The sequence below is a fragment of the Bacillus fungorum genome (genome assembly GCF_002746455.1).
In the GTDB taxonomy this organism is placed as follows: Bacteria; Bacillota; Bacilli; order Bacillales; family Bacillaceae_G; genus Bacillus_A; species Bacillus_A fungorum.
The window spans coordinates 1-23,132 of the sequence record NZ_NWUW01000029.1 but is presented as its reverse complement, the minus strand read 5'-3'; the positions used below and the strand labels follow the sequence as shown (position 1 = coordinate 23,132).

The 23,132-nt window shown below is 34.7% G+C and carries 22 protein-coding genes; 5 read left to right on the top strand and 17 right to left on the bottom strand.

Going from position 1 to position 23,132, the window contains the following annotated elements:
* Window positions 1-362: 362 nt before the first annotated feature.
* The 13 genes from CO726_RS25635 to CO726_RS33055 all read right to left on the bottom strand — a co-directional run bounded on the left by CO726_RS25635 (window position 363) and on the right by CO726_RS33055 (window position 15,717).
* Window positions 363-1,529: a diglucosyl diacylglycerol synthase gene (locus tag CO726_RS25635; protein ID WP_098759346.1), complete on the bottom strand. Its 1,167-nt coding sequence runs from the start codon at window positions 1,527-1,529 to the stop codon at window positions 363-365.
* Between the two features lie 412 nt (window positions 1,530-1,941).
* Complete coding sequence (gene pflA, locus CO726_RS25630; RefSeq protein WP_099686129.1) at window positions 1,942-2,673, bottom strand: pyruvate formate-lyase-activating protein; 732 nt, start codon at window positions 2,671-2,673, stop codon at window positions 1,942-1,944.
* A 71-nt stretch (window positions 2,674-2,744) separates the two neighbouring features.
* The gene (gene pflB / locus CO726_RS25625) at window positions 2,745-4,994 is read right to left on the bottom strand and encodes a formate C-acetyltransferase (RefSeq protein WP_099686128.1); all 2,250 of its coding nucleotides are present in this window, start codon (window positions 4,992-4,994) and stop codon (window positions 2,745-2,747) included.
* A 339-nt stretch (window positions 4,995-5,333) separates the two neighbouring features.
* Window positions 5,334-6,881 carry a glycosyltransferase family 2 protein gene (locus CO726_RS25620; protein ID WP_136699851.1) on the bottom strand — a complete coding sequence of 516 codons (1,548 nt, stop codon included), beginning with the start codon at window positions 6,879-6,881 and terminating at the stop codon, window positions 5,334-5,336.
* A complete protein-coding gene (locus tag CO726_RS25615) occupies window positions 6,874-7,839 on the bottom strand; it encodes an NAD-dependent epimerase/dehydratase family protein (RefSeq protein ID WP_099686126.1) in 966 nt (321 codons plus the stop codon). The genes CO726_RS25620 and CO726_RS25615 overlap by 8 nt, the downstream gene beginning before the upstream one ends.
* Window positions 7,836-9,080 carry a nucleotide sugar dehydrogenase gene (locus CO726_RS25610; protein WP_099686125.1) on the bottom strand — a complete coding sequence of 415 codons (1,245 nt, stop codon included), beginning with the start codon at window positions 9,078-9,080 and terminating at the stop codon, window positions 7,836-7,838. The genes CO726_RS25615 and CO726_RS25610 overlap by 4 nt, the downstream gene beginning before the upstream one ends.
* Window positions 9,070-10,650, bottom strand: coding sequence for a glycosyltransferase family 2 protein (locus CO726_RS25605; RefSeq protein ID WP_136699850.1), 1,581 nt, complete (start codon window positions 10,648-10,650; stop codon window positions 9,070-9,072). Before CO726_RS25605 ends, CO726_RS25610 begins: the two co-directional genes overlap by 11 nt.
* A complete protein-coding gene (locus tag CO726_RS25600) occupies window positions 10,631-10,825 on the bottom strand; it encodes a hypothetical protein (RefSeq protein WP_099686123.1) in 195 nt (64 codons plus the stop codon). The genes CO726_RS25605 and CO726_RS25600 overlap by 20 nt, the downstream gene beginning before the upstream one ends.
* Before the next feature lie 16 nt (window positions 10,826-10,841).
* Complete coding sequence (locus CO726_RS25595) at window positions 10,842-11,243, bottom strand: DUF2642 domain-containing protein (RefSeq protein WP_098759354.1); 402 nt, start codon at window positions 11,241-11,243, stop codon at window positions 10,842-10,844.
* 168 nt (window positions 11,244-11,411) lie between these two features.
* Window positions 11,412-12,227, bottom strand: a complete 816-nt coding sequence (locus CO726_RS25590; protein ID WP_099686122.1) for a sugar ABC transporter ATP-binding protein — start codon at window positions 12,225-12,227, stop codon at window positions 11,412-11,414.
* A 236-nt stretch (window positions 12,228-12,463) separates the two neighbouring features.
* Complete coding sequence (locus tag CO726_RS25580; RefSeq protein ID WP_099686143.1) at window positions 12,464-13,705, bottom strand: serine hydrolase domain-containing protein; 1,242 nt, start codon at window positions 13,703-13,705, stop codon at window positions 12,464-12,466.
* 254 nt (window positions 13,706-13,959) lie between these two features.
* A complete protein-coding gene (gene nagE / locus CO726_RS25575; protein WP_098759356.1) occupies window positions 13,960-15,462 on the bottom strand; it encodes an N-acetylglucosamine-specific PTS transporter subunit IIBC in 1,503 nt (500 codons plus the stop codon).
* Between the two features lie 141 nt (window positions 15,463-15,603).
* Window positions 15,604-15,717 (bottom strand): transcriptional regulator, encoded by a 114-nt coding sequence (locus CO726_RS33055; RefSeq protein ID WP_080118111.1) that lies wholly within the window; start codon window positions 15,715-15,717, stop codon window positions 15,604-15,606.
* Between the two features lie 69 nt (window positions 15,718-15,786).
* Between CO726_RS33055 and glsA the strand changes: the two genes are divergently transcribed.
* Window positions 15,787-16,716: a glutaminase A gene (gene glsA, locus CO726_RS25565; protein WP_099686121.1), complete on the top strand. Its 930-nt coding sequence runs from the start codon at window positions 15,787-15,789 to the stop codon at window positions 16,714-16,716.
* Window positions 16,717-16,891: 175 nt separating this feature from the next.
* On the top strand, window positions 16,892-17,233 hold the full coding sequence (locus CO726_RS25555) for a DUF3969 family protein (protein WP_000766603.1): 342 nt from the start codon (window positions 16,892-16,894) through the stop codon (window positions 17,231-17,233).
* A 22-nt stretch (window positions 17,234-17,255) separates the two neighbouring features.
* On the opposite strand, the gene CO726_RS31955 is transcribed toward CO726_RS25555, so the two are convergent.
* Complete coding sequence (locus tag CO726_RS31955; RefSeq protein ID WP_000532411.1) at window positions 17,256-17,414, bottom strand: hypothetical protein; 159 nt, start codon at window positions 17,412-17,414, stop codon at window positions 17,256-17,258.
* A gap of 115 nt (window positions 17,415-17,529) precedes the next feature.
* Window positions 17,530-18,141 carry a manganese efflux pump gene (locus CO726_RS25545; RefSeq protein WP_099686119.1) on the bottom strand — a complete coding sequence of 204 codons (612 nt, stop codon included), beginning with the start codon at window positions 18,139-18,141 and terminating at the stop codon, window positions 17,530-17,532.
* A 129-nt stretch (window positions 18,142-18,270) separates the two neighbouring features.
* Between CO726_RS25545 and CO726_RS25540 the strand changes: the two genes are divergently transcribed.
* The gene (locus CO726_RS25540) at window positions 18,271-18,924 is read left to right on the top strand and encodes a helix-turn-helix domain-containing protein (RefSeq protein WP_099686118.1); all 654 of its coding nucleotides are present in this window, start codon (window positions 18,271-18,273) and stop codon (window positions 18,922-18,924) included.
* Between the two features lie 290 nt (window positions 18,925-19,214).
* On the opposite strand, the gene CO726_RS25535 is transcribed toward CO726_RS25540, so the two are convergent.
* Both CO726_RS25535 and CO726_RS25530 read right to left on the bottom strand, forming a co-directional pair.
* Window positions 19,215-20,636: an amino acid permease gene (locus CO726_RS25535; protein WP_099686117.1), complete on the bottom strand. Its 1,422-nt coding sequence runs from the start codon at window positions 20,634-20,636 to the stop codon at window positions 19,215-19,217.
* Window positions 20,637-20,741: 105 nt separating this feature from the next.
* The gene (locus tag CO726_RS25530; protein WP_000859484.1) at window positions 20,742-20,996 is read right to left on the bottom strand and encodes a biotin/lipoyl attachment domain-containing protein; all 255 of its coding nucleotides are present in this window, start codon (window positions 20,994-20,996) and stop codon (window positions 20,742-20,744) included.
* Between the two features lie 274 nt (window positions 20,997-21,270).
* On the opposite strand from CO726_RS25530, the gene CO726_RS25525 reads away from it, so the two are divergent.
* Window positions 21,271-22,674 (top strand): sigma-54 interaction domain-containing protein, encoded by a 1,404-nt coding sequence (locus CO726_RS25525; protein WP_099686116.1) that lies wholly within the window; start codon window positions 21,271-21,273, stop codon window positions 22,672-22,674.
* Window positions 22,675-22,756: 82 nt separating this feature from the next.
* Entirely contained in the window at window positions 22,757-22,960 is a 204-nt protein-coding gene (locus CO726_RS25520; protein WP_099686115.1) for a hypothetical protein, read from the top strand.
* The last annotated feature ends 172 nt before the right edge of the window (window positions 22,961-23,132 follow it).

Here is a 23,132-nt window from a genome sequence, read left to right as displayed (position 1 = left end):
ATGAATAATTAGAACGTCTCCCCCCTAATTATTCATTCTCATTACATATTTGTTCTACGTGATAGAGTAAAACAAAAGGTTCCTTATTTACAAGGAACCTTTTTTATGTGGATAAAGTTATCCACATAATTTATAGAATTGTGAATAAATTCCACATACCCTTCACAAGTTTATATGTTGTAACGTATAGAAAATGTTAGAATTGTGGATATTTTTCTAAAAATTGTGGACAATGTGGATATAGTTGTTAATATTCCGACTTTACTGTTTAATGCAAACGTAATCTTCATGTGGATAAGTTGCTACTTTATCTTTAAAAACAATAAAGAACCCTCTTTAAATATACAAAAGAGGGTTTCATATTAAGTAAATGATTGTGCAAGAGCAGGTGATTTAATAGGTATATGATTCGGTTCTACATGATTTTCTGCCAAAATTGTATCCACAATATGACCAGCTGGCTCCGGACGATAAATGCTTTTCATCGCTTCTTTCATTTGAAGAAGCTTCATATCATCTTGTAATAACGCCTCTGTTGTTGCAAAAACCTCACTATCATCACGAATGACAACTGCAGCTCCTGTTCTTTCAAAGTACATCGCATTTTCATTTTCTTGTCCTGGAACAGGCTTATATAAAATGACAGGTACTTGCAATGCTGCCGCTTCACTTAACGTAATCCCGCCTGGCTTCGTAATCATACAAGAAGTAACACGGAATAGTTCATCAATATTTTCAACATAACCAAATACTTTTAATGCATCAGGATTTTTTTCCTGTAACCCTAATAAATCCTGCTTTAACGCTTCATTTTTCCCACAAACGACAACTACTTGTAAATCAGGCACTGACATAAATGATTGGCATAGTTCTTTTACACTTCCTAATACCCCATGAGCACCTGCTACAATTAGTAAAATCTTTTTATTCTTACATAACTGATATTTATTATATATAATGTCTGGATTGATCTTTAACTCAAAACTACTACGAATCGGAATTCCAGTTTCAACAATTTGCTCCGCGGGCACACCAATATCAATCATAACTTTTTTCACGTGATCCGTTGCTACAAAATAACGATCTACTTCCCGATGAATCCATATTTTGTGCACACAAAAATCCGTTAATACGTTATACACAGGAATTGAAATACCTGTTTGTTTTTTTAACTCTGGCACAGCTATAATCGGAAAGGTATTAATAACAATATCCGGTTTCTCTGCTTGTAAAAGTAATTTCAAACGTTTTCTTCCGAAATTCGCATACCAAGATGCTATTTTTTTATCATAAATTTTTTCTACGCCATAATAAAACAAGCGGTATAATTCTTTTCCTATTGTATAACTTTTTAAATATAAATATTTTGTAATATCGGTTATAACTGGATGTGATTCTCCGAACAAATCACATACAATTACATCTTTAATTCCTTTTTGGCGAAATGTTTGTTCTAATGTTTTCGCTACTTGCACATGACCGTTACCGTAATGTGCAGTTAATATTAAAACCTTGGGGTTTTTTATCAAACAAATCCACTCCTAGCTTATTGTTTCTCCATATTGCATATACGACAATAGGAAAAACATTTTCCTTAAAAATTACATAAACAGACTCTAATATTTCTCTTTCAGCTATGTACCTGTCGTGGATATGCAAAGCATATAAGATTGACCCCTTAATCCTATCTGTGCTCATATCTTTACATTATACTTTCCTATAAGAGCTTTCGCAATAACTTACAAATGTTCTCTATTCCATGATACTCACTCTTTTACTTCTTAATTCTTTTTACTATTTTGATTTCCCTTTACAATTATGTAAATTTCTCCACTTATTCCTTACAAAAATATGGATATTCTATTTTCAGTATACTCTTTTCTATATATATACTCTAGGTTTTATTGTAAAGAAAGCAAAAAATCTAATCCAAAATTTGGATTAGACTGCTTGTAAAATATGTCTTGCTTGCTCTACATTTTTTTCAGTAGGTGGTTCTACATTTGCAAGTGGATACTTATGCCCAAGTGCCTCCCATTTATATACACCAAGTTTATGGTATGGTAACACTTCAACTTTCTGAACATTAGACAGACTTTGAATAAAGCTAGATAACTTTTGTAGATCCTCTTCATTATCAGTAATATCAGGAACTAATACATGTCGTACCCAAATCGGTTTATTTTTATCCGATAAATAACGAGCAAATTGTAAAATATGTTCATTTGGTTTTCCTGTTAATTTACGGTGTTTCTTTGAATCAATATGTTTCAAATCCAATAAAACTAAATCTGTGTAATCCATTAAAATATCTAGCTTATGTTGGAATTCTGGTTCTTCAGAATAACAACCACCTGAAGAATCAATTGTTGTATGAATTCCAACTTCCTTACATTTCTTAAATAATTCAATTAAGAAATCTAGCTGTAATAATGGTTCCCCACCACTAACTGTTATACCGCCTCCGGAAGCTTCAATAAAAGGAAGGTAACATGTCACATCCTGCATTACTTCTTCGACTGTTATTTCTTTTCCTTTACCGATCTCCCACGTATCAGCATTATGACAATATTGACAACGTAATAAACACCCTTGTGTAAATATGACATAACGAATTCCTGGGCCATCAACAGTACCACAAGACTCTACAGAATGAATTCTTCCTTTTACCATGTTACTTCCTCCTTTATTGAAACAGCCTCTCTCTGCCATTTATAACAAGCAGAGAGAGACACTTTTTTCATTTACATGCTTTCATGCATTGTACGGTTAATTACATCAATTTGTTGTTCACGAGTTAATTTAATAAAGTTTACAGCATAACCAGATACGCGAATTGTTAATTGTGGATATTTTTCAGGATGTTCCATTGCATCCATTAATGTTTCACGATTGAATACGTTAATATTTAAGTGATGACCTTCTTTTACTGCATAACCATCAAGCATAGATACTAAGTTACGTATTTGTACATCATCTTCTTTACCAAGTGCTTTTGGAATAATAGAGAATGTATTAGAAATACCATCTTGTGCATCTTCATATGGTAATTTAGCTACAGATAATAATGAAGCTAATGCACCTTTTGTATCACGTCCATGCATTGGGTTCGCACCTGGTGCAAATGGTTCTCCAGTACGGCGACCATCTGGAGTGTTACCAGTTTTCTTACCGTATACAACGTTAGATGTGATTGTTAAAATTGACATTGTATGAACAGAATTTCTGTATGTTTTATGTTTACGAAGTTTATTCATAAATGTTTTCACAAGGTTTACAGCGATTTCATCTACACGGTCATCATTGTTACCGTATTTAGGGAAATCTCCTTCAATCTCAAAGTCAATTGCAATACCATTTTCATCACGAATCGGTTTTACTTTTGCATATTTAATTGCACTTAAAGAGTCTGCTACTACAGATAGACCCGCGATACCTGTTGCCATTGTACGAAGAACATTTGTATCATGAAGTGCCATTTCAATACGTTCGTAGCTATATTTATCATGCATGTAGTGAATAACATTTAATGTGTTTAAATATAGACCCGCTAACCATTCCATTGTCATATCAAACTTATGCATAACTTCTTCATAATCTAATACTTCAGAAGTAATCGGTGCATACTCAGGACCAACTTGTGCTTTAGATTTTTCATCTTTACCACCGTTAATCGCATATAGTAATGCTTTTGCTAAGTTTGCACGTGCGCCGAAGAACTGCATTTGTTTACCAATTCTCATTGCAGATACACAACAAGCAATTCCGTAGTCATCGCCGTAGTCAGCACGCATAATGTCATCATTTTCATATTGAATTGCTGATGTTTTAATAGACATTTTCGCACAGTAGTTTTTAAAGTTCTGTGGTAATTGTTTAGACCAAAGAACTGTTAAGTTTGGTTCTGGAGCTGGTCCTAAATTATCTAATGTATGCAAGAAACGGAATGAGTTCTTTGTTACTAATGGACGACCATCTAATGCCATACCACCGATAGACTCAGTTACCCAAGTTGGGTCACCAGAGAATAATTCATTATAATCAGGTGTTCTTGCAAATTTCACAAGACGTAATTTCATAATAAAGTGATCAACAATTTCTTGTACTTCTTCTTCTGTTAAAGTACCATTTGCTAAATCTCTTTCAATATAAATATCTAAGAATGTAGAAGTACGTCCAAGACTCATTGCAGCTCCGTTTTGCTCTTTAATTGCTGCAAGATATGCGAAGTATAACCATTGGAATGCTTCTTGTGTATTTGTTGCTGGTTTAGAAATATCAAAGCCATGAGAAGCAGCCATTTGTTTTAATTCTTGAAGTGCACGCATTTGCTCAGATAACTCCTCGCGTAAACGCATTGTATCTTCACTCATTACACCGCCAGTTAAATTTAAATCTGCTTTTTTCGCTTCAATTAAATGATCAATACCATATAATGCTACGCGTCGGTAGTCACCGATAATACGTCCACGTCCGTATGCATCTGGAAGACCAGTAATTACACCTGATTTACGTGCATTTCTCATTTCTGGTGTATAAGCATCGAACACACCTTGGTTATGAGTTTTTCTCCAATCTCTAAAAATACGACTAAGTTCTTTATCCATTTCGTATCCATAAGATTCACAAGCTTGTTCCGCCATACGAATACCACCATATGGTTGTAAAGAACGTTTAAATGGTTTTTCAGTTTGGAAACCGACTACTTTTTCAATATCTTTATTTAAATATCCTGGTTCATGTGATGTAATAGAAGAAACAATTTTTGTATCCATATCAAGAACGCCACCGTTTTCACGTTCTTTCGTTGTTAAATCCATTACTTGATCCCACAGTTGTTTCGTTGCTTCAGTTGCTCCCGCTAAGAAAGATTCATCCCCTTCGAAAACGTTTACATTATTTAAAATGAAATCGCGAACATCAATCTCTGCTTTCCATTTTTCACCTTTAAAGTTTTCCCATGCGTTTTTAACATTTTCTAATACTTGAGTCATCCTAATCTCCTCCATTTTTGATTAGTACAGGACTAAGATTTTTTATATAACAGCTTACACACTTAGAATACTACTTTTTGGTGAAAGTGAACGAAATAGTTGTGACATGTTTGTGAAATGTTGAACAAACTACTATAGACATAGTGTTAACTTCACTTAAAAGTCTTTATAATTAACCCTTCCCTTAATTGTATTTTTTTGGTATCTTTATATACGAGTCCTATTTTGTAATATAAGAACAATACCCATTGTAGAGCTGTAATACTCTTACCTCCTAATCTGTTATAGTTTTTATAACAGAACAAAAAAGTGTACATATGTTGTACACTTTTTTTGTTACTACTCTAAAATATCTCTTTTTCTATTCCCATCATAGAATCCACCACGACTGCCTTCTAATACAATTAATTGCTCTAATCCTTCGATATGATCACCTATAATTCGCAAGACAGCTGGAGGATGGCCTATTTTTGCAAAATGTTCACTGGGACGAATACGGTTCATCTTATCGACCTCTACACGACTTACACATGCAATTTCGAATCTTGACAAAATAGCTTTCACTTGGGCTACACAAGGTGACAGTAAAGATCTATACCCAATTTCTTTCAAACACTTACGGCTAAACGCATTCGGTACAGCGATAAGAGAGCCTACGCCTAGATCTTTTCTATCACAAGCTAAATTTAATGCATATTTAAATGCAGTTACAAGATGAAGCGGTACTCTTAAATCTAAATAATGATTTAGATCATTTAATGCAACATCTGTTCCATCTGCAATAGCTTTCGCAAAAGGATATAGCTCACTCGCTGGAATAACAAAATCACCGTCTATAAATAACACAATTTCCCCTTTTGCAAAATACGTTCCAAGTGAGCGCCCCACATCATTTCCGAGTGCTTCTTTATATACAATTGTCGTTGCTCCCTTGTCTTTTGCAATCGTTGCTGTTTGATCAGACGAACCATTTACAACAACGATAATTTCAAAAGGTTCAATTTTGCGAAGCTCTTCTATAACGTTTCCAATTGTTTTCTCTTCATCTTGTACAGGAATAATGACCGATAATTGCTTTCCTTTATACAATTTAGATGTAACGCCCCATCCTTGATAAAAATCTTCGAAACTTAAAGTATGGTAGACACTCTCTCTTTTCCTATTTCCATCATAATACCCTCCGCGCTCATCACTACCTACTATCCGCTCCGCTACAGCTTCTATATGATCACCTATCATCCGTTTTTCAGATGGAGAAAGACCTGTGCCATACGCAGCATGCTCGGTCGGCCTAAATTTATTTGGCGTAATAACGTCAATTGCACAATGTCGACTAATTCTCCATTTGCTTTGAACTAGACGTAAATGGGCGACAATAGGGTTAACAAAACATTCATATCCAATACTTTGAACAACTTCTTTCGTCAACGCATGAGGTACAGATAATAAAGAATCAATCTTTAACTCTTCACGCTCTAACATGGCATTTAATATTTGGCGCCATACTGTCACGGAGTGCGGTTTTTGTTTCTTTAAAAATAACGCATCCAAATTATTTAAAACGATGTCGGCCTGATCATGTAAAATTGGATTTAGGAATAATTGTAACTTTGAAGTTTGAATAGCAAAATCTCCATCTATAAATAGTAATACATCACCTATCGCCTGTTTTGCGCCAACTGCACGGCCAACATCATTCCCGAGTAACTCTGTATACTTGATTACTTTACACCCTAATCGATTAGCAACCTCTTCTGTCCCATCATTACAACCGTTTGCTACTACAATAATCTCTACTGGATTTAATCCTTTTACCGATTGAATAACATCTGAAATCGTATCCGCTTCATTACATACAGGTATAATAATCGATAGCGACTTAGCCATTGTTTTCTTCACGAAACCATTTAATAGTTTCTTTCAACCCTTGTTCCCACGTTACTTTCGCTTGAAATTGAACAAGTTCTCTTAATTTCGTTACATCTGGTCTTCTATTTGGAATTTCTTCAAAGCCATGTGGATATACCTCTTCGAAAGGTACTTGGACAATTTTTGAAGAAGAATTCGTTAATTTTTTTATTACTGCCGCTACTTCTTTTATACTCTTTTCATTCTCAGAACCTATATTAATAATCTCACCATTTACCTTCTCATCCATTGCTCGAATCGTTGCCTCTACCGCATCACTTACATACGTAAAGCAACGTGTCTGCTTTCCATCTCCATATACGAGAATGTCTTCCCCTTGCAGGGCAGCACGGATAAATCGTGGGATTACCCCTGCATACGGACCATCTTTCGCTCTTGGACCATAAATATTAAAATAACGAACAATCGTTACCGGTAAACCTTCTAATGCGTATCCTAAACATAATGTTTCTTCTAACGTTTTACAAATTGCATAGCTCCAACGTATTTTAGAAGTTGCCCCGTATAATCGATCCCCCTCTTCAGAGAAGGGTGGCTTTGCCTTACCATATACTTCTGAAGTAGAAGCAAAGACTACTTTCTTCTTTTCTTTTAGCGCTGCTTGTAAAATGTTTCTCGTTCCATCAAAATTCGTTTCAATAAGCTCTATACTCTTTTCCATTGTCGTTTTTACACCTAAAATTGCCGCTAAATGAAACACTACATCATGTTGATTTACTAATTCATAAATAGAATTTTTATCTAAAACACTTATTGGAATAACCCGAATCTCTTTCATCAATTCATCATGATATTTATTTTTTCCTTTATAGAAGTTATCAACGATCGTGACCCCATAACCTCTTTTCACCAGCTCTTCAGCTAAATGTGATCCAATAAATCCTGCTCCACCTGTAATTAAACATTTCTTACTCATACACTCACCTTCTTTATAATTCCACGTGTATCTATTACTCGCTTCATTCCTTTAAAAAGCTTCCAATCAATATTAGAGTGATCAGTTAAAATTAAAATACAATCCGCTTGTTTAAGGACTTGTTCATCCAAAGAAACAGATTGGTACACCTTATCTCCAAATTTTGCAGAAGAAATATATGGATCGTGATATTCTATCTCATATCCTTCATTTATTAACAATTCAATGATTGGCAACGCTGGTGATTCTCTTAAGTCATTTACATCTTTCTTATATGCAATCCCTACAACTAAAACAGTTGCAGGTGGTTGCACCACACCTTTTACTTTCCAGGCCATTTTCTCTGGCATTTCTTCATTAATTACATGTGCCGCCTCAATTAATTGACTAATTGCTCCATTCTTTTTTATTCTCCACTGGAAATATAAAGGATCTACCGGAATACAGTGTCCCCCTATCCCTGGCCCTGGCCAATACGGAGTAAATCCAAATGGTTTTGTAGATGCCGCTTCAAGTGACTCATAAAAATCGATTCCTAAACTTTCACACAACATATTTAACTCGTTTACTAACGAGATGTTCACTAAACGTTGAATATTTTCAAATAGCTTACACATCTCTGCTACTTTTGGAGAGCTAACAGGAACAATTACGTCAAAGATGGTGCTATATAAATCCTGTACTTTTTGTTTACACTTTTCTGTTTGTCCACTAATTACTTTTGGAATTGTTTGAACGGAATATTGACTGTTAGCTGGATCAATTCTTTCAGGGGAGTATCCGATATAGAAATCCTCTCCTACCTTTTTTCCTGTTTGAGAAATAATCGGAATAATAACTTCCTCGAGCGTACCTGGATATGTGGAGCTTTCAAAAATGAAGGTTTGTCCTTTTTGAAGGTTTTGTTGTATATAATGCGAAGCTGAAATGAGGGCACTTAAGTCTGGTTCTCTTTTTTCATTAATTGGAGTCGGAACAGTGACAATAACGTAATCACTATTTTGAAAATCAGCAATACCTTGATCCGGTGTATTTACTATTAATTTTTTTTTAGTCAATAAACTTTGTAACAATTTAGAAGAAACATCCGGAATATAACTTTCTCCTTTTATAATTGATTCTATTTTTCTAGTATCTTTATCTAATCCAATTACTGTATGTCCTCTCTCTGCAAAATGAACTGCCAAAGGAAGGCCAACATATCCTAATCCGATAATGGCAACTGTACTACTAACATTCATCTGTATTCTCTTCTTCCTTTCTCAATTGTTGAATTATATTTCGATCCCGCTCTCCATCTGTAAAACTCCCGCGTTTGTTTGTGGATTGCAATAAATATGCAATTGCCTCAAGTTGATCACCAAAAATACGATCAAATGCTGGAATACGCCCATTTACAAATCCATGTTGCTCTGGGCGTACTCGATTTGTTTTTATAACATCTACAAATTCTACCGCTGTAATAGAGAATCCCTCCAAAATAGCTTTCATTTGAGCCAGTGGTGGAATGATAAGAGAATCATATCCTATTTTCTCTATTACCTTTTTATGCATAGCATGTGGTACTGCCGTTAATGAGTTATTCCATAAATCTGGTCGTTTCGCTACCAAATTCATAAAATATTTTCCCATGCTAATTGGGTCTGCCGGATGAAACATATCTAATAAACACTGTAAATCATTTAACGCCACATCATTCCCATCTTCAATAGCATGTAAAAATGGAATTAGTTTTTTTCCCGGAATAACAAAATCACCATCGACAAATAAACAAATATCAGCTGTGGCATGCATAGCTCCTATCGCTCGGGCCACATTATGTCCGAGCGCTTTCCCAAATTCAATAACGACAACATTCTCTAGCTTTGCTTGTTTAATTGTCTCAATATCAGCGCCATTCGCAACCACTATAATTTCATCTATCCCTGCTTTTTTTACTTCTTGTATAACAGATCTTATAGTCATTTTTTCTTCTGATACTGGTATAATCGCACTATATTTTGCTTTTCCCTTTTGTAATAAAACTGGTTTATACTTCCCTATAAACTTTCTATCCCTGTTTCCTTCCGAAAAACCGCCGCGTTTACCGTATGTTTCGATTACGTATTGCAAAGCACGTAAATGATCGCCCATAATACGACTAGTCGCTTTCGGATAAGGCGAACCGGTTGATACACCAGTATGAACAGGACGAACTTTATTTGTGTGAATGACATCGACCGAAGCCATATCGACAATATCTACTCCTCTAGACATCGCCATCGCTTGAAACAGTGCTGGATCTGCTAAATTCCACCAACCAAATTTCTGAATAACTTCCCTACTCATTGCATGTGGAATTGCAATTAAAGATCCAACAACAAGCTCCTTTTTATTCAAATAGCGATTCAACATAAATTTGCCAACTGTCGTATAATGCGGTCTCATCTTTAAATAAACAGACCATGTTAAATTATTCACAACAATTTGGTGACCTTGCTGAATTCCTTTTATGAAGCTTTGTAGCTCTTTATTATCAATGACGATGTCACCATCTAAAAACAAAACAATGTCACCTTTCGCTTCTCTTGCTCCGATTGCCCGTCCAACATCATTGCCAAGAGAATATTGATAATAAATGACATGACAATGATGTTGTAACGCTATTTCTTTCGTCCCATCTGTCGATCCATTATCTACTACGATAATTTCATATGGTTTCAACTTCTCCACTTCTACTAAAACTTGTGATAAAGTGCTCGCTTCATTATGCGCTGGAATAACAACTGATACTCTCATACGTGTATCACTCTTACCCTTCCAAACGAACATAAGAAATGATAGGAATACGTACAACTACATCTTCCGGTGGTCCATAAGAAGGTGATGTACGAACACTTACTGCCCCGCCTGTCACAGATAACAGAATACCCGCAACAATTTCAACCGCTGTCACAACTTGCACTAACTCACCAACATGCTTACGCAATTCATTAGTAAATAACATATATAAGTCTCCTTTCTTACGCTTCTTTAATTGATATAATACTTGTAAATGGTAATAAAACTTCTGTTCCTATTCCTTCTTGCAATATTAAGAAATCATCACCAACTGCTACAATTACACCCATTAACTGTCCAACTGTCACAGTGATTTCTACGTGTTTACCCAAATACTGCTCTGCAATTTCTTTAAAAGGTGATGTATTACATTCTTTTAAAATGTTACAAATAATAGATTGAAATCTACTTGATTCAATAAATTCTTCCGTAGCTTGCTTAGAGTTTCTTTGAATAAATCTCGCAAAGTTTTGTGAAAATAAAAGTCTTTCCACAGCAGGCAATAACTTATTATCTAAAAAATAATCTAATTGTCTATTAAACAATCTCGATAACTTTTTCCAATACTTACCGAACAGACACATACACTTCTCCTCCTATTATTTTTAAAATATAAAAAATACATCCATACATCTTAATGTATACAAAGCAGACTTTTTTTGTGATAGGTAAGACATACATTTTTCAACGAAACAATATGTTCTAATCACATAAAAAAGATAGATGGTATCCCATCTATCTTTATATATATTTTAATTTTTAATTGTAATTATGGCAGAAACACTGTAATAAACCGCTCGTGGTAATTCTGCCTGTTCACTTATAGAAGCTGTAACAAGTGAACCACCGCTTGCCGAGAAATACTTAACAGCTTCTAACGGAATACCATCTTCTTTCACATCAATATGCGTTCCATCTCGCCAGTCTATTTTCTGCATTGTTGCTGAAAGGTCCCCAGTCACTTTACCAAGTTCTTTACCATCCACCCCTAAAAAGATCCATTCCCACTTTGTTAAACTTAGTACTTGTTTCAACTCTCCAATTTTCTTTCCATCTACATTAGAAAAAGTATAGAAGTTGCGTACTCCCATCTCCTTTTGAACACGCAACAATCTTTCTCCCGAGTGATTATATAAATAAAATTGTTGCTTATGTAGTCCCTTAAAAAGAAAAAAAAGTACAACTTGCCATACACGTTGAATAACAAAATCATACTCTTCTTTTAAAAACCCTACTGTATTTCCATCTAATCCAAAGTACGTTATTACTTGAAATACCCCTACCTCTTTGCGAACAACAAATTTTTGTTGCTCAAATAATTCAGAAGTCTCTATATTATAATGTTCCTGTTTAAGCATTTTTGATCTTCGTTTTTCCATAAAGCTATATATTAATAATCCAAATGCCGGTAGTACAACACCTATTAATTTCAGATTTTCTTTCTCCAAAGTGAATAGCATCCCTTTTTTATATTCCATCACTAATACAATTGCGACGATAATCCATATAATTACAGATACAAAAAAAATGCGTTTTGCATTACGTGCGTGATGCTTATGTATACTCATATCCCTCCCCCTTTTCCATTTACCCCGCTATTTGCCGGGCAGTAAGACCCCCATCTCAAAATTCGGCGAAAGCAAAGAAGTTAGGTGGGGGATCAACTGCCCGTAAAAGCCCGATTGGTTCAACTAATAATCAGTGTGGGATGAAGCCCCCCACTGATTAAAGTTTCACTTTATTTCATTATCTCATTGCACCTACACTTCCTCAATAAAAAAAGACTATCCAAAAGGATAGCCTCTTACACTTCAATATTTCGCAACATCGTATAAATGTCGTTATTCACTTTACCAAACGATTTAATGTTGTTTTGAATGTTAGATAATAAAACGACATACACACTGCCGTTTTTACTAAATCCATTTAAACAATTCCATCCTGGCATTACACCGTGATTCGAATAACTTCCCGGGTCTACATACCAACCAAATCCGTAATCTTTTTTTCCGCCTGTAAACATTTGATCGTAGCTCTCTTTTGAAATTAACTTTCCAGAGAAGAGTGCTTCATTAAATAAATATAAATCATGTGCACTTGTATATATATCACCACAACCATATAGTTGTGACATACTTGGAATATTAGGTGTTGTCATATTGTTATTTACTATTTTATAACCTGTCGACGGGAATCTTGTTTGCTCTAACGCTTTACCGAAACCAGAATGTTTCATACCAGCAGTAGCAAAAATATGTTGTTTAATATACTCTTCTAACGGTTGTCCACTTACCTTCTCAGCGATGTAGGCAAGTATAGAATAGTTTGAATCCGAATACTTCCATTTCTCTCCCGGACTCCCAATACGCTTTTGCTTTCCTATTCGTTTTATCAATTCTTCATGAGAAATATCCTCTGTTCCCTGCTCATACTCTGGAATTCCTGATGTATGTGTTAGTAAATGTTTTAACTGAATACCATTACCTCGAGGGAAATCTGGAATATACTTTGCAACCGTATCCTCTATGTTTAATTTATTTTGATCTTTTAATTGCATAATAGCAGTCGCTACAAACGCCTTTGAAATAGAACCAATATAAAAAGTTGTCTCTGAATTATTCGGTACTTGTTTCTCTTTGTTCGCCATACCGTATCCTTTATTCAAAAGAACTTTTCCGTTCTTCACAATGACTGCTGTCCCACTAAACCCTGCGTTTTGTAAATATTGATCTAATTGAGCGTTTTCATTAATTTCTTGAGGTGGTCCCTCAGCAGGCTTCTCCACAACTTGTGCTTGCTTCACTTGTTCTTCCTGTTCTTTTTGTTTTTGTGCTTCTTGCTTCTTTTTTTCTTCTTTCTTTTTTAACTCCTCTTGTTTCTTCATTTCTGCTGCTGCTTTTAAAGTTTCTTCTTTCTTATTATGCGCAACAATTTTTGTATACATGAAATATACAAGTGAAGATAGTAAGACGAGAATGATTGTTCTTTTTATGTATACAATTGGCCGACTTGATTTCCCATTCGCATTATTTTTTTCCTGATCCATGATTACTTTTTTCCCCTTATTCACCAATAATTTACTTCCTTTATTAAAGATTTATTTTAGTAGATTATGGATACTTCATTCTATGTCATCCCTACTTTATCACGCACTGTACATATTACCAACCTATATGCATAAAAAAGAAAAAGAAAATTTACAAAAGTAAGATTCCTATTAAATTTTTAACATAAGAAAAGAGGATATCCTCTAAAAAACTGATGTTATCAATCTTTTGGGATATCCTCTTATCTAATTATTTATACGTGTTTTTTCATATCATCGGCAACAGATTCAACATTTGTACCTACGATAACTTGGACACTCGTGTTACTTAATTTCATAACACCTTTTGCACCAGCACGTTTTAATGCGGCTTCGTTTACTTGACCAGCATCTTTCACTTGTAAGCGTAGACGTGTTGCACAGTTATCAATAACTGTTAAGTTTTCTTTTCCGCCTAAAGCTGCTACGTAAGTTTCACCAATTGAACCTGCAACTGGAGCTTCTTCGCCTTCAACTACTTCCTCTTCATCTTCACGACCAGGAGTTTTTAGGTCGAACTTCTTAATTAAGAAGTAGAATACTACAAAGTAAATTGCTGCGTAAATTAAACCGATTCCTGCTAGTAACAATGGTTTTGTTGCAATACCGAAGTTTAAAGCAAAATCGATTGCACCGGCACTAAATGAGAAACCATCGTGAATACCAAGTGATGTTGTAATGAATAGAGACAGACCTGTTAATACAGCATGAATACCATATAATACTGGTGATAAGAACATGAATGAGAATTCAATTGGTTCTGTAATACCAGTTAAGAATGAAGTTAATGCTAGACCACCTAACATACCTGTAACCATTTTACGTTTTTCTGGCTTAGCAGCCGCAATCATTGCGAAACATGCTGCTGGTAAACCGAACATCATAACTGGGAAGAAACCTGTCATGAACATACCTGCTGTTTTATCACCCGCAAGGAAACGAGCAATATCACCATTCACAACATTACCTGCTGCATTTGTAAAGTCCCCAAATACAAACCAGAAGTATGTGTTCATTACGTGGTGTAAACCAATTGGGATTAATAGACGGTTTAATAAACCAAACAATCCTGAACCAATTGCACCTAAATTAACAATTCCATGAGCTAATGCATCAATACCATTTTGAATTGTTGGCCAAATTTGTGCAAATAGAATTCCTAATATTAGCATCACAACCGATGTAACAATCGGAACGAAACGTTTTCCAGCAAAGAACCCTAACCATTCTGGAAGTTTAATTTTATGGAATTTATTATAAAGAAGTCCTGCTATAACACCGACAATAATACCACCTAAAACTTTCATATCCACTTTAGTCGATAATTCGGCTGCCTTAGATACTTGTGTCATTGTATCTGCAAGCTTAGATGGATCTACATTAGCGCTATTACCTATTAAATCTTGGACTTTGCCTAATTTATCTTGTAATTCAGCAGTAGAATACCCTTTGCTAAGTGCATCAATACTATTTTTCATAACAAGATAACCAATTGCACCTGCAAGACCTGCTGCGCCACTACCATCCACTGAAAGACCGATTGCAATACCAATTGCAAAAATAAGTGCTAAGTTATCAAAAACAGCTGCACCGGCCTGTGCCATAACAGGAATATCAAATACATCTGGTTGCCCTAAACGAAGCAATAATCCTGCTGCTGGTAGTACGGCGATTGGAAGCATTAACGCTTTACCAATACGTTGTAAAAACTGCAACATTTTAATTCCCCCTAATTCAATTTATGAAATCGTTATCATTATAAGTACGCTTTAGAAAACGCTTTCTATTACATAACCATAATAACATATAGTTGTATAGATGTGTAGTTTTTATTTTTGAATTTTTTATGGATAAATCTCCTATTTCCAAACTGTTATATAAAAGGGAAATTCTCCTTTTTTAATACAGAATACTCGAAACGAGCGACCTACTATAGAACATGTAACTTTCGTTTTATCATTCCACTTTTTCATGTTATTATTTATTTCCGAGCATATCGGGAAAAGTAAACTTAGTTAATTCGAAATAGGAGCGTTGGTACTATGCAGTGCATTGAAACAAACAACTTACAACAGTTGTTAGAACAAGTAAAACCATATACGAAAAAAGGAAAGCTTGCTACTTATATCCCCGAACTAGGAAATGCAAATCCAGATGATTTAGGGATTGCCATTTTCCATAAAGAAACAGAATACATCCATGCTGGCAACTCACAAACACTATTTACTCTTCAAAGTATTTCAAAAGTAATTACACTTGCACTTGCACTTTTAGATCGTGGTGAAAAATATGTATTTTCTAAAGTTGGAATGGAACCAACTGGTGATCCATTTAATTCTATTATTAAGTTAGAAACGACAAGTCCTTCTAAACCACTTAATCCAATGATTAATGCAGGGGCACTAGCTATTACAAGCTTATTAACAGGAAAAGATAATGAAGAAAAAATGGAGCGCATCCTTCATTTTGTACGTGAAATAACAGATAATCCTACTATTAATTATTCTTCTAAAGTTGCCAATTCAGAATTAGAGACAGCTTACTTAAACCGTTCACTTTGTTACTATATGAAACAAAACGGAATTATCGATTGTGACATCGAAGAACTTATGGACTTATACACTCGTCAATGTGCGGTTGAAGTAAACTGTATCGATTTAGCACGTATCGGCTTAATTTTTGCGATGGATGGATATGATCCATATAAGAAAAAACAAATTATCCCTAAACATATTACAAAAATCTGTAAAACATTTATGGTTACATGCGGCATGTATAACGAGTCTGGTGAATTTGCGATTCGTGTTGGTATCCCAGCAAAAAGTGGTGTAGCTGGTGGCATTTTCGGCTGCGTAAAAGGAGAAATGGGAATTGGTATTTTCGGACCGGCTTTAGATGCAAACGGAAATAGTATCGCTGGTTTTAAAATTCTTGAACTTCTTTCTGCTCAAGAAGGTTGGAGCATTTTTTAATTCAGAGTTATCCTGCTATACTAGCAGGATTTTTTTATTTCATAAAAAACTTGAACTTTATCAGCTATCCCCCCCTTACAAAAACCGTGCTGAAAGTTTCTCTATATCATGCATATTTGCTCCCCCCTCCTGAATAATATAGTACAACCTAGCGCTATATGTGGAGGTGTGAAAGATGAAACTAATATTTCAAATGGGAAAACAGCCTGTTCTTGAAAAAACAATTCTTCTTTTTATATTGAGTATTGTAGAAAGCTTAAAGCTAAAAGTTGTTTCACTCGATGAAGCTCACCGATACATATTCAATTTAGAAGTACTTGAACTATTAATGGACCGGAACATCGATGATCAAGTACTTGAACTTATTCATTTCGGAATGGGACTTGAAGACATTCATCATGTGCTTCCTGAAGAACTTGAGCATACGATCGAAGAATTAAAGTGGCTTTGTATCCAAGTATTAAGTGAGTACAGTATGCATGAAGAATCGGAACAATTAATTGAAGATATACGTTAAAAAAGCACCTATGTAGGTGCTTTTAATGTTTTTTTAAACTATTTTTATACGTCTCAATATTTACTGGTAGCTCTTCCTCCTCTAAAGTATGTTCATTTACATCTTTATGAATGAAGGCACCTTTAGGTGGTTGATGATCATGCCCTTTTTTCTTATGATCAAATGCTTTCCCGCGTCCCATACTGATCCCCCTTTCTTTAAAAGAAATCTGTATTAGTATGGAGAAAAGTACGTCGATATATGCAATCCCTTGCCGTATTTCCAAGGAAATACTCGAACCTTATTTTCTACTCTCCTTACAACAACTGATCGATCCCAATAAGAATCAATAATAATCCAGCAATTATCGTCGCCCATTTCCCTAAATATTCTGCTAAATATCGTTTTCCTACATACGCAAAGCCACTTATACAAATAAAACTAAACACCCCAGAAATAGTCGCTGTAAGCCAAAGATTCAAGTTTGTTACTCCAGCATCAAACCCACCCGCAATATTATTAATAGACAGTGCAACTCCTAAAACAATTGCTTCAGAAAAACTAATTGTTTTAGATCCGTCAAAATCTGCTTTTTCTGGATCACGTAAAATCCCCATAAGTACATTACCAGCTTTAGAACCTGCGGTATTTCTTTGCCCCAAGAAAGGCTGGCACAAAATAAACACACCGATTATCCCTAAAACGATTGCTCCAATTAAGTTTGCAGTAAACTCTGAAATAAATAACGCTATCCAGTTCCCAAAAAATCCAGCTAATAAAGTAAATAAAAAACCAAAAAATGCGATGATAAAATTGTTAAACCATGAAATACGAATTTTACGAATGCCATACGCAATCCCAACACCTGCATTATCTAAATTAGAAGCAATACCGATTAAAAAAATTGAAAATAGACCTGCCGTACTCATAAACAGTCACCCCTTTTTCTCACTTTTCCATGCATCTTATGAAAATGTTGAGCAACTGTGCCTGTCTGTTTCATATACATGTAATAAATGCTCAACATTTTTTCAACAATAAAAAGGAGTGCCTTCACTATGCCTAAAGAAAATCCAAATGCGCGGCTTAGTACATTAATAAAAAAACTTTTAAAAGAACGTGCCTTATCCATGCGTCAACTAGGAATGCTTACAAATATTGATCCTGCAACAATCTCAAGAATTATGAATGGTAAACAACCGCCAAAACAAAAACATCTACAAAAATTTGCAGAATGTCTGCAAGTTCCACCCCAACTGTTATTTGATGAAATGTACCCTGATTCTCCTCACATTAATAAAGAAAAGACGGATATGTACACATCTCTTGATACAATTCAGCAAACCCTGCAATCCTCTAACTTATTCGATTTCGACTACACAACCACTCGCGTAAAACAAGAACTTGAAAACTATGAACGCTATGCTCAAACAACAGAAGGTGAAAAACGTATTCATGAAAGTTTCGCAAGCAAGTTAGAACAAATTGATAGTGCTGGTCCTTTCATTGAACAATTAATAGATATGTATCAACAATTTTGCAATGAAACTATTCCAAAAGAAGAGCGTGCAGTTCTTGGAGGCGCATTACTGTATTTCATTTTATCGACAGATATTATTCCCGACTATCTCTTTCCAATTGGCTATTTAGATGATGCAATTGCTGTTGAATTAGCGAAAGAGAAATTAATCGAACTAAAACGAAAGACATAGAAAAATAAAGAACTATTTCAGTTGTTTCTATTCAACTCTGAAATAGTTCACTAAAAAATCGTACAAGTATACATACCTGTACGATTTCAACATACTAATCTATTTTTTCGTATGACACCATTCATATATAAATGCTGTTATTACTTTTGTAAATTCAATTAACTGTTCTACTAGCTGTGAAGCTTCTTCATTCATCGCTAATTCCCCTTTGCATACGTAGTATGTTTCCAGATTTATTGTCACAAAAAAAGAGACTGTTTACAATCTTACAGTCTCCAAATTAATCCATATTATAAACTCTTTACTTCCGTCGTATTTGTCTTTTCAATATGTTCTGCGTTACTTCCCTTATTTTTTGTCGCACGGTAAAACAGTAAACAAACAATCATAAATGGAATACCGCAATACAACGCCATTCTTTGTTCTGTAATAAAGGCCATACCAACAATTACTGTTACATTTAATACTAACGCAAGAAGTGGTACGAATGGATATAACGGTGTTTTAAATTTCAAGTCTTTCACATCCCCACCCTGCTTTATGTATGACCTTCTAGCTAATAAGTTAGATAGAGCAATAGATGCCCAAACTAATATCGCTCCAAATCCTGCAATTGAAAGTAGCCATAAATAAACTGTATCTTCCGCATAAATACCTGATAGTAGTGAGAGACACCCTACAAATGTACTTACAATTAATGCGTAAATAGGAACACCATTTTTAGATAACTTACCAAAAATCGGACTAATCATTCCTTGATTAGACATAGACCATAGCATACGGGAAGTTGCATATAGACCCGAATTCGCAACGGATAGAACCGCTGTAATAATAACGAAATTGATAATATCCGCTGCATAAGGAATACCAATTTTATCAAATACAACTACGAATGGACTTTCTATCACTCCAGCTTGCTGCCAAGGGAATAATCCCGCAAGAATGAAAATAGATAATACAAAGAACACAAGTATACGCCAAACAGTATTATTAATTGCCTTCGGGATCGTTTTCTCTGGATTTTCACTCTCACCTGCTGCAATACCGACTAGTTCTGTTCCTTGGAAGGAAAAATTAACAGCAATCATCGTAATTAAAATAGCTGATAATCCATTTGGGAACAATCCACCATAATCAGTAAAGCTAGAAAACATCGGTGCTGGTTCATGTCCTTTCATATCTAGAAAACCAAACATTGCTGCCCCGCCCAAAATAATAAATGCAATGATTGTAATTACTTTAATACTTGCAAACCAAAATTCAACTTCTGCAAAACTTCTTGAAGATAACGCATTGATAGCAAAGAGGAGTACCGCGAACACTACACACCAAATCCATGACGGTACATCAGGAAACCATCGTTTCATTAAAATACTAACTGCAATCAGTTCAATACCTATCGTAGCAGACCAGTTTAGCCACGACATCCATCCCACTACATAACCCGCTGCAGGGGAAATATGCTTTGTAGCATACGTTTGATAAGATCCTGCATCAGGCATCGCAACAGCTAACTCTCCAAGACAGAGCATGGTTAAATACATAACAAATCCTCCAACAAGATACGCTACAATCGCTCCTCCAGGCCCAGCTTCATGAATTGTATACCCAGATCCTAAAAAAAGACCGGTACCAATAACTCCTCCTAGTGCAATCATAAATATGTGCCTGCTTTTCAATTCCCGTTTTAATCCTTGGTTTTGATCCATCATATAATTCCCCCCTTTTCCCTTTGGAAACCCATTTAATGTAAGCGTTTTTAAAATCATTCATAATAAAAATAATTATTAAAAAGAGCAAAATACATGGCACTTATATTAATCACTACCTGTTATTAAAAGATCATCCCTTACTGTTATTAATAATTTTTGATCAGCGATAGCTTGTCCTTCTACTACTTCTAATGATTCGATATACCCACTGATTCCTACCTTAATTTCTACTTTCTGTTTATCTATTGTTTCAATTAACGCTAATTTCTCCCACTCGTATACGTAAGAACTTTCCGCAACAAATAACTTCTCTACTTTCCCGTAACAAGGACTATACACACCTTCTATAACCGTCTTCACTTTATAAACTCCTCCTTCTTATTAATTGGTACTGAAACGTTGCATATCCCTCCTTTAAAGATTTCAACTATTATTTATGCAAAAAGCATACCAATCTCCAATTCCTATTTAAAATGAGGATTCCTCACAAAAAAATCTTCATAACCGCAAAATTTTTCTATCATTCAAGAAGTTTTAAAAAGAAAATAGCAAAAAAATTTTGCGGTTTTATAAGAATTTTAATAAAATTATAAAAAGTCAGTCTTCATAGGGTGAAATGAGGAGAAGATAATCTATGCGTACAGAAGACATTAATTTTAAACAGATCATTGAAATGAATATGCTATATGAAACTTTACTCAATGAACTCGATATCGGGATTCATATTATTAATGAAGAAAGTAAAACGATTATCTATAACCGCAAAATGATGGAAATTGAATCAATGGAGCGCTCAGATGTGCTATATAAAAGTCCTTTAGAAGTATTCGCATTTGAAGAAAATAAAAATAGTACTCTTATAGAAGCATTAAAATTAGGAAAAACAAACAAAAATATAAAACAAACTTATTTTAACAATAAAGGGCAAGAAATTACGACGATTAACGATACTTTCCCTATAATAGAAAATGGAAAAATTAAAGGCGCTATTGAAATTTCAAAAGAGATGAATCACTTAAAGCAAACAATAAAAATGGACTCTTCTCGAAAACAAAGCACTAAATTTACCTTTGGTCACATAATTGGTGATTCTGAAGCCATTCAATCAACCATTGCGGAAGGAAAAAGGGTAATTCGTACATCCTCCTCCATACTTCTCGTAGGAGAAACAGGAACTGGAAAAGAACTATTTGCACAAAGTATCCATAATGAAAGTCAACGTTCAACAAAACCGTTCATTTCACAAAACTGTGCCGCTATACCTGATACCTTAATGGAAAGCTTATTATTTGGTACGAACCGAGGTGCATTTACAGGAGCTATCGATAAAGCTGGTTTATTTGAAGAAGCAAACGGAGGAACTTTGTTATTAGATGAAATCAATTCATTAAGCCCAATTCTTCAAGCTAAGTTGCTACGGGCTATACAAGAAAAAACAATACGAAGAATCGGAGGTACACATGAAAAAGAAATTGATGTTCGTATTATAGCAACTATCAATGAAGATCCCTTCGAAGCCATCGCACATAATCGGTTAAGAGAAGACTTATATTACCGATTAAGCGTCGTTACTTTATGTCTTCCGCCTTTACGTGAACGAAAAGAAGATATTCCAGCTCTTGTTCAGCACTTTATTGAAAAATATAATACTCAATTCGGGCTCAACGTAACCGATGTAGATGTAAATGTAAGAGAATTTTTCTATGCATACGATTGGCCTGGAAACGTACGGGAGTTGGAACATATAATTGAAGGTTCCATGAACTTGATAGAAGATGAAACCATCATTACAGCGTTTCATCTGCCTACTCGCTTTCGCGAACGAATAAAAAACGAATTCAATATGCAACCTTCCCTAACTAATAACGATGCTGATGCACCTAAAACGTTAAAGCACACAATAGAGGCAATGGAAAAGAACTACATCAATCAAATTCTGAAAGAGTATCACGGTAATATCTCACAAGCTGCAAAGTTTTTAGGGTTAAGTAGACAAAACTTACAATATCGAATTAAAAAACTGCATTTACACATATGAAATGAACATTTCTCTAAGTGTAAAAAAAATTGGAAAAATATGTTACAATAAGCATATAACATGCTAGAAAGGGGCGATATATATGAGTAATGATAAAAAATTAAAGTTATTACAATACTTATACTTTTTCCCTGCCATGGTTTGTATGATGTTATTCATTAATGCCGATGTAAGCAGCTCTCCTTATGCAAAGCTATTAGGAACAATTTTTGGCTCCTTTGCAGCTATTATGCTTGCTGCTTTTTGGAATTTGAAGCTACGTATAAAAAACGGGAAATCTTCGTAATACTAAAAAAATCGAGCTACTTAGCTCGATTTTTTTACAGAGTGTTGAAAAACAACTCTGTCAATACAATTTTTAAATAAAACACTTTAAAAATGTCTCCTTTTCTAGAAGAATAAAAAGAAAGGAGGCGTTTTTATGTTTTATAATCAACAAAATCTTGAGATTACACAAA

What these genes read in the sequence shown, in the direction of transcription:
- pflB (WP_099686128.1), bottom strand. Translation starts at nt 4,994, where the DNA reads ATGACTCAAGTATTAGAAAATGTTAAAAACGCATGGGAAAACTTTAAA.
- CO726_RS25545 (WP_099686119.1), bottom strand. Translation starts at nt 18,141, where the DNA reads ATGAGTACGGCAGGTCTATTTTCAATTTTTTTAATCGGTATTGCTTCT.
- CO726_RS25590 (WP_099686122.1), bottom strand. Translation starts at nt 12,227, where the DNA reads ATGAGTATACATAAGCATCACGCACGTAATGCAAAACGCATTTTTTTT.
- CO726_RS33055 (WP_080118111.1), bottom strand. Translation starts at nt 15,717, where the DNA reads ATGAAAAAGTGGAATGATAAAACGAAAGTTACATGTTCTATAGTAGGT.
- CO726_RS25540 (WP_099686118.1), top strand. Translation starts at nt 18,271, where the DNA reads ATGCCTAAAGAAAATCCAAATGCGCGGCTTAGTACATTAATAAAAAAA.
- CO726_RS25620 (WP_136699851.1), bottom strand. Translation starts at nt 6,881, where the DNA reads ATGGCTAAGTCGCTATCGATTATTATACCTGTATGTAATGAAGCGGAT.
- CO726_RS25600 (WP_099686123.1), bottom strand. Translation starts at nt 10,825, where the DNA reads ATGTTATTTACTAATGAATTGCGTAAGCATGTTGGTGAGTTAGTGCAA.
- CO726_RS25615 (WP_099686126.1), bottom strand. Translation starts at nt 7,839, where the DNA reads ATGAGTAAGAAATGTTTAATTACAGGTGGAGCAGGATTTATTGGATCA.
- glsA (WP_099686121.1), top strand. Translation starts at nt 15,787, where the DNA reads ATGCAGTGCATTGAAACAAACAACTTACAACAGTTGTTAGAACAAGTA.
- CO726_RS25580 (WP_099686143.1), bottom strand. Translation starts at nt 13,705, where the DNA reads ATGGATCAGGAAAAAAATAATGCGAATGGGAAATCAAGTCGGCCAATT.
- CO726_RS25520 (WP_099686115.1), top strand. Translation starts at nt 22,757, where the DNA reads ATGAGTAATGATAAAAAATTAAAGTTATTACAATACTTATACTTTTTC.
- CO726_RS25610 (WP_099686125.1), bottom strand. Translation starts at nt 9,080, where the DNA reads ATGAATGTTAGTAGTACAGTTGCCATTATCGGATTAGGATATGTTGGC.
- CO726_RS25535 (WP_099686117.1), bottom strand. Translation starts at nt 20,636, where the DNA reads ATGATGGATCAAAACCAAGGATTAAAACGGGAATTGAAAAGCAGGCAC.
- CO726_RS25605 (WP_136699850.1), bottom strand. Translation starts at nt 10,650, where the DNA reads ATGTTCGTTTGGAAGGGTAAGAGTGATACACGTATGAGAGTATCAGTT.
- CO726_RS25595 (WP_098759354.1), bottom strand. Translation starts at nt 11,243, where the DNA reads ATGTGTCTGTTCGGTAAGTATTGGAAAAAGTTATCGAGATTGTTTAAT.
- pflA (WP_099686129.1), bottom strand. Translation starts at nt 2,673, where the DNA reads ATGGTAAAAGGAAGAATTCATTCTGTAGAGTCTTGTGGTACTGTTGAT.
- CO726_RS31955 (WP_000532411.1), bottom strand. Translation starts at nt 17,414, where the DNA reads ATGGGACGCGGGAAAGCATTTGATCATAAGAAAAAAGGGCATGATCAT.
- CO726_RS25525 (WP_099686116.1), top strand. Translation starts at nt 21,271, where the DNA reads ATGCGTACAGAAGACATTAATTTTAAACAGATCATTGAAATGAATATG.
- CO726_RS25555 (WP_000766603.1), top strand. Translation starts at nt 16,892, where the DNA reads ATGAAACTAATATTTCAAATGGGAAAACAGCCTGTTCTTGAAAAAACA.
- nagE (WP_098759356.1), bottom strand. Translation starts at nt 15,462, where the DNA reads ATGTTGCAGTTTTTACAACGTATTGGTAAAGCGTTAATGCTTCCAATC.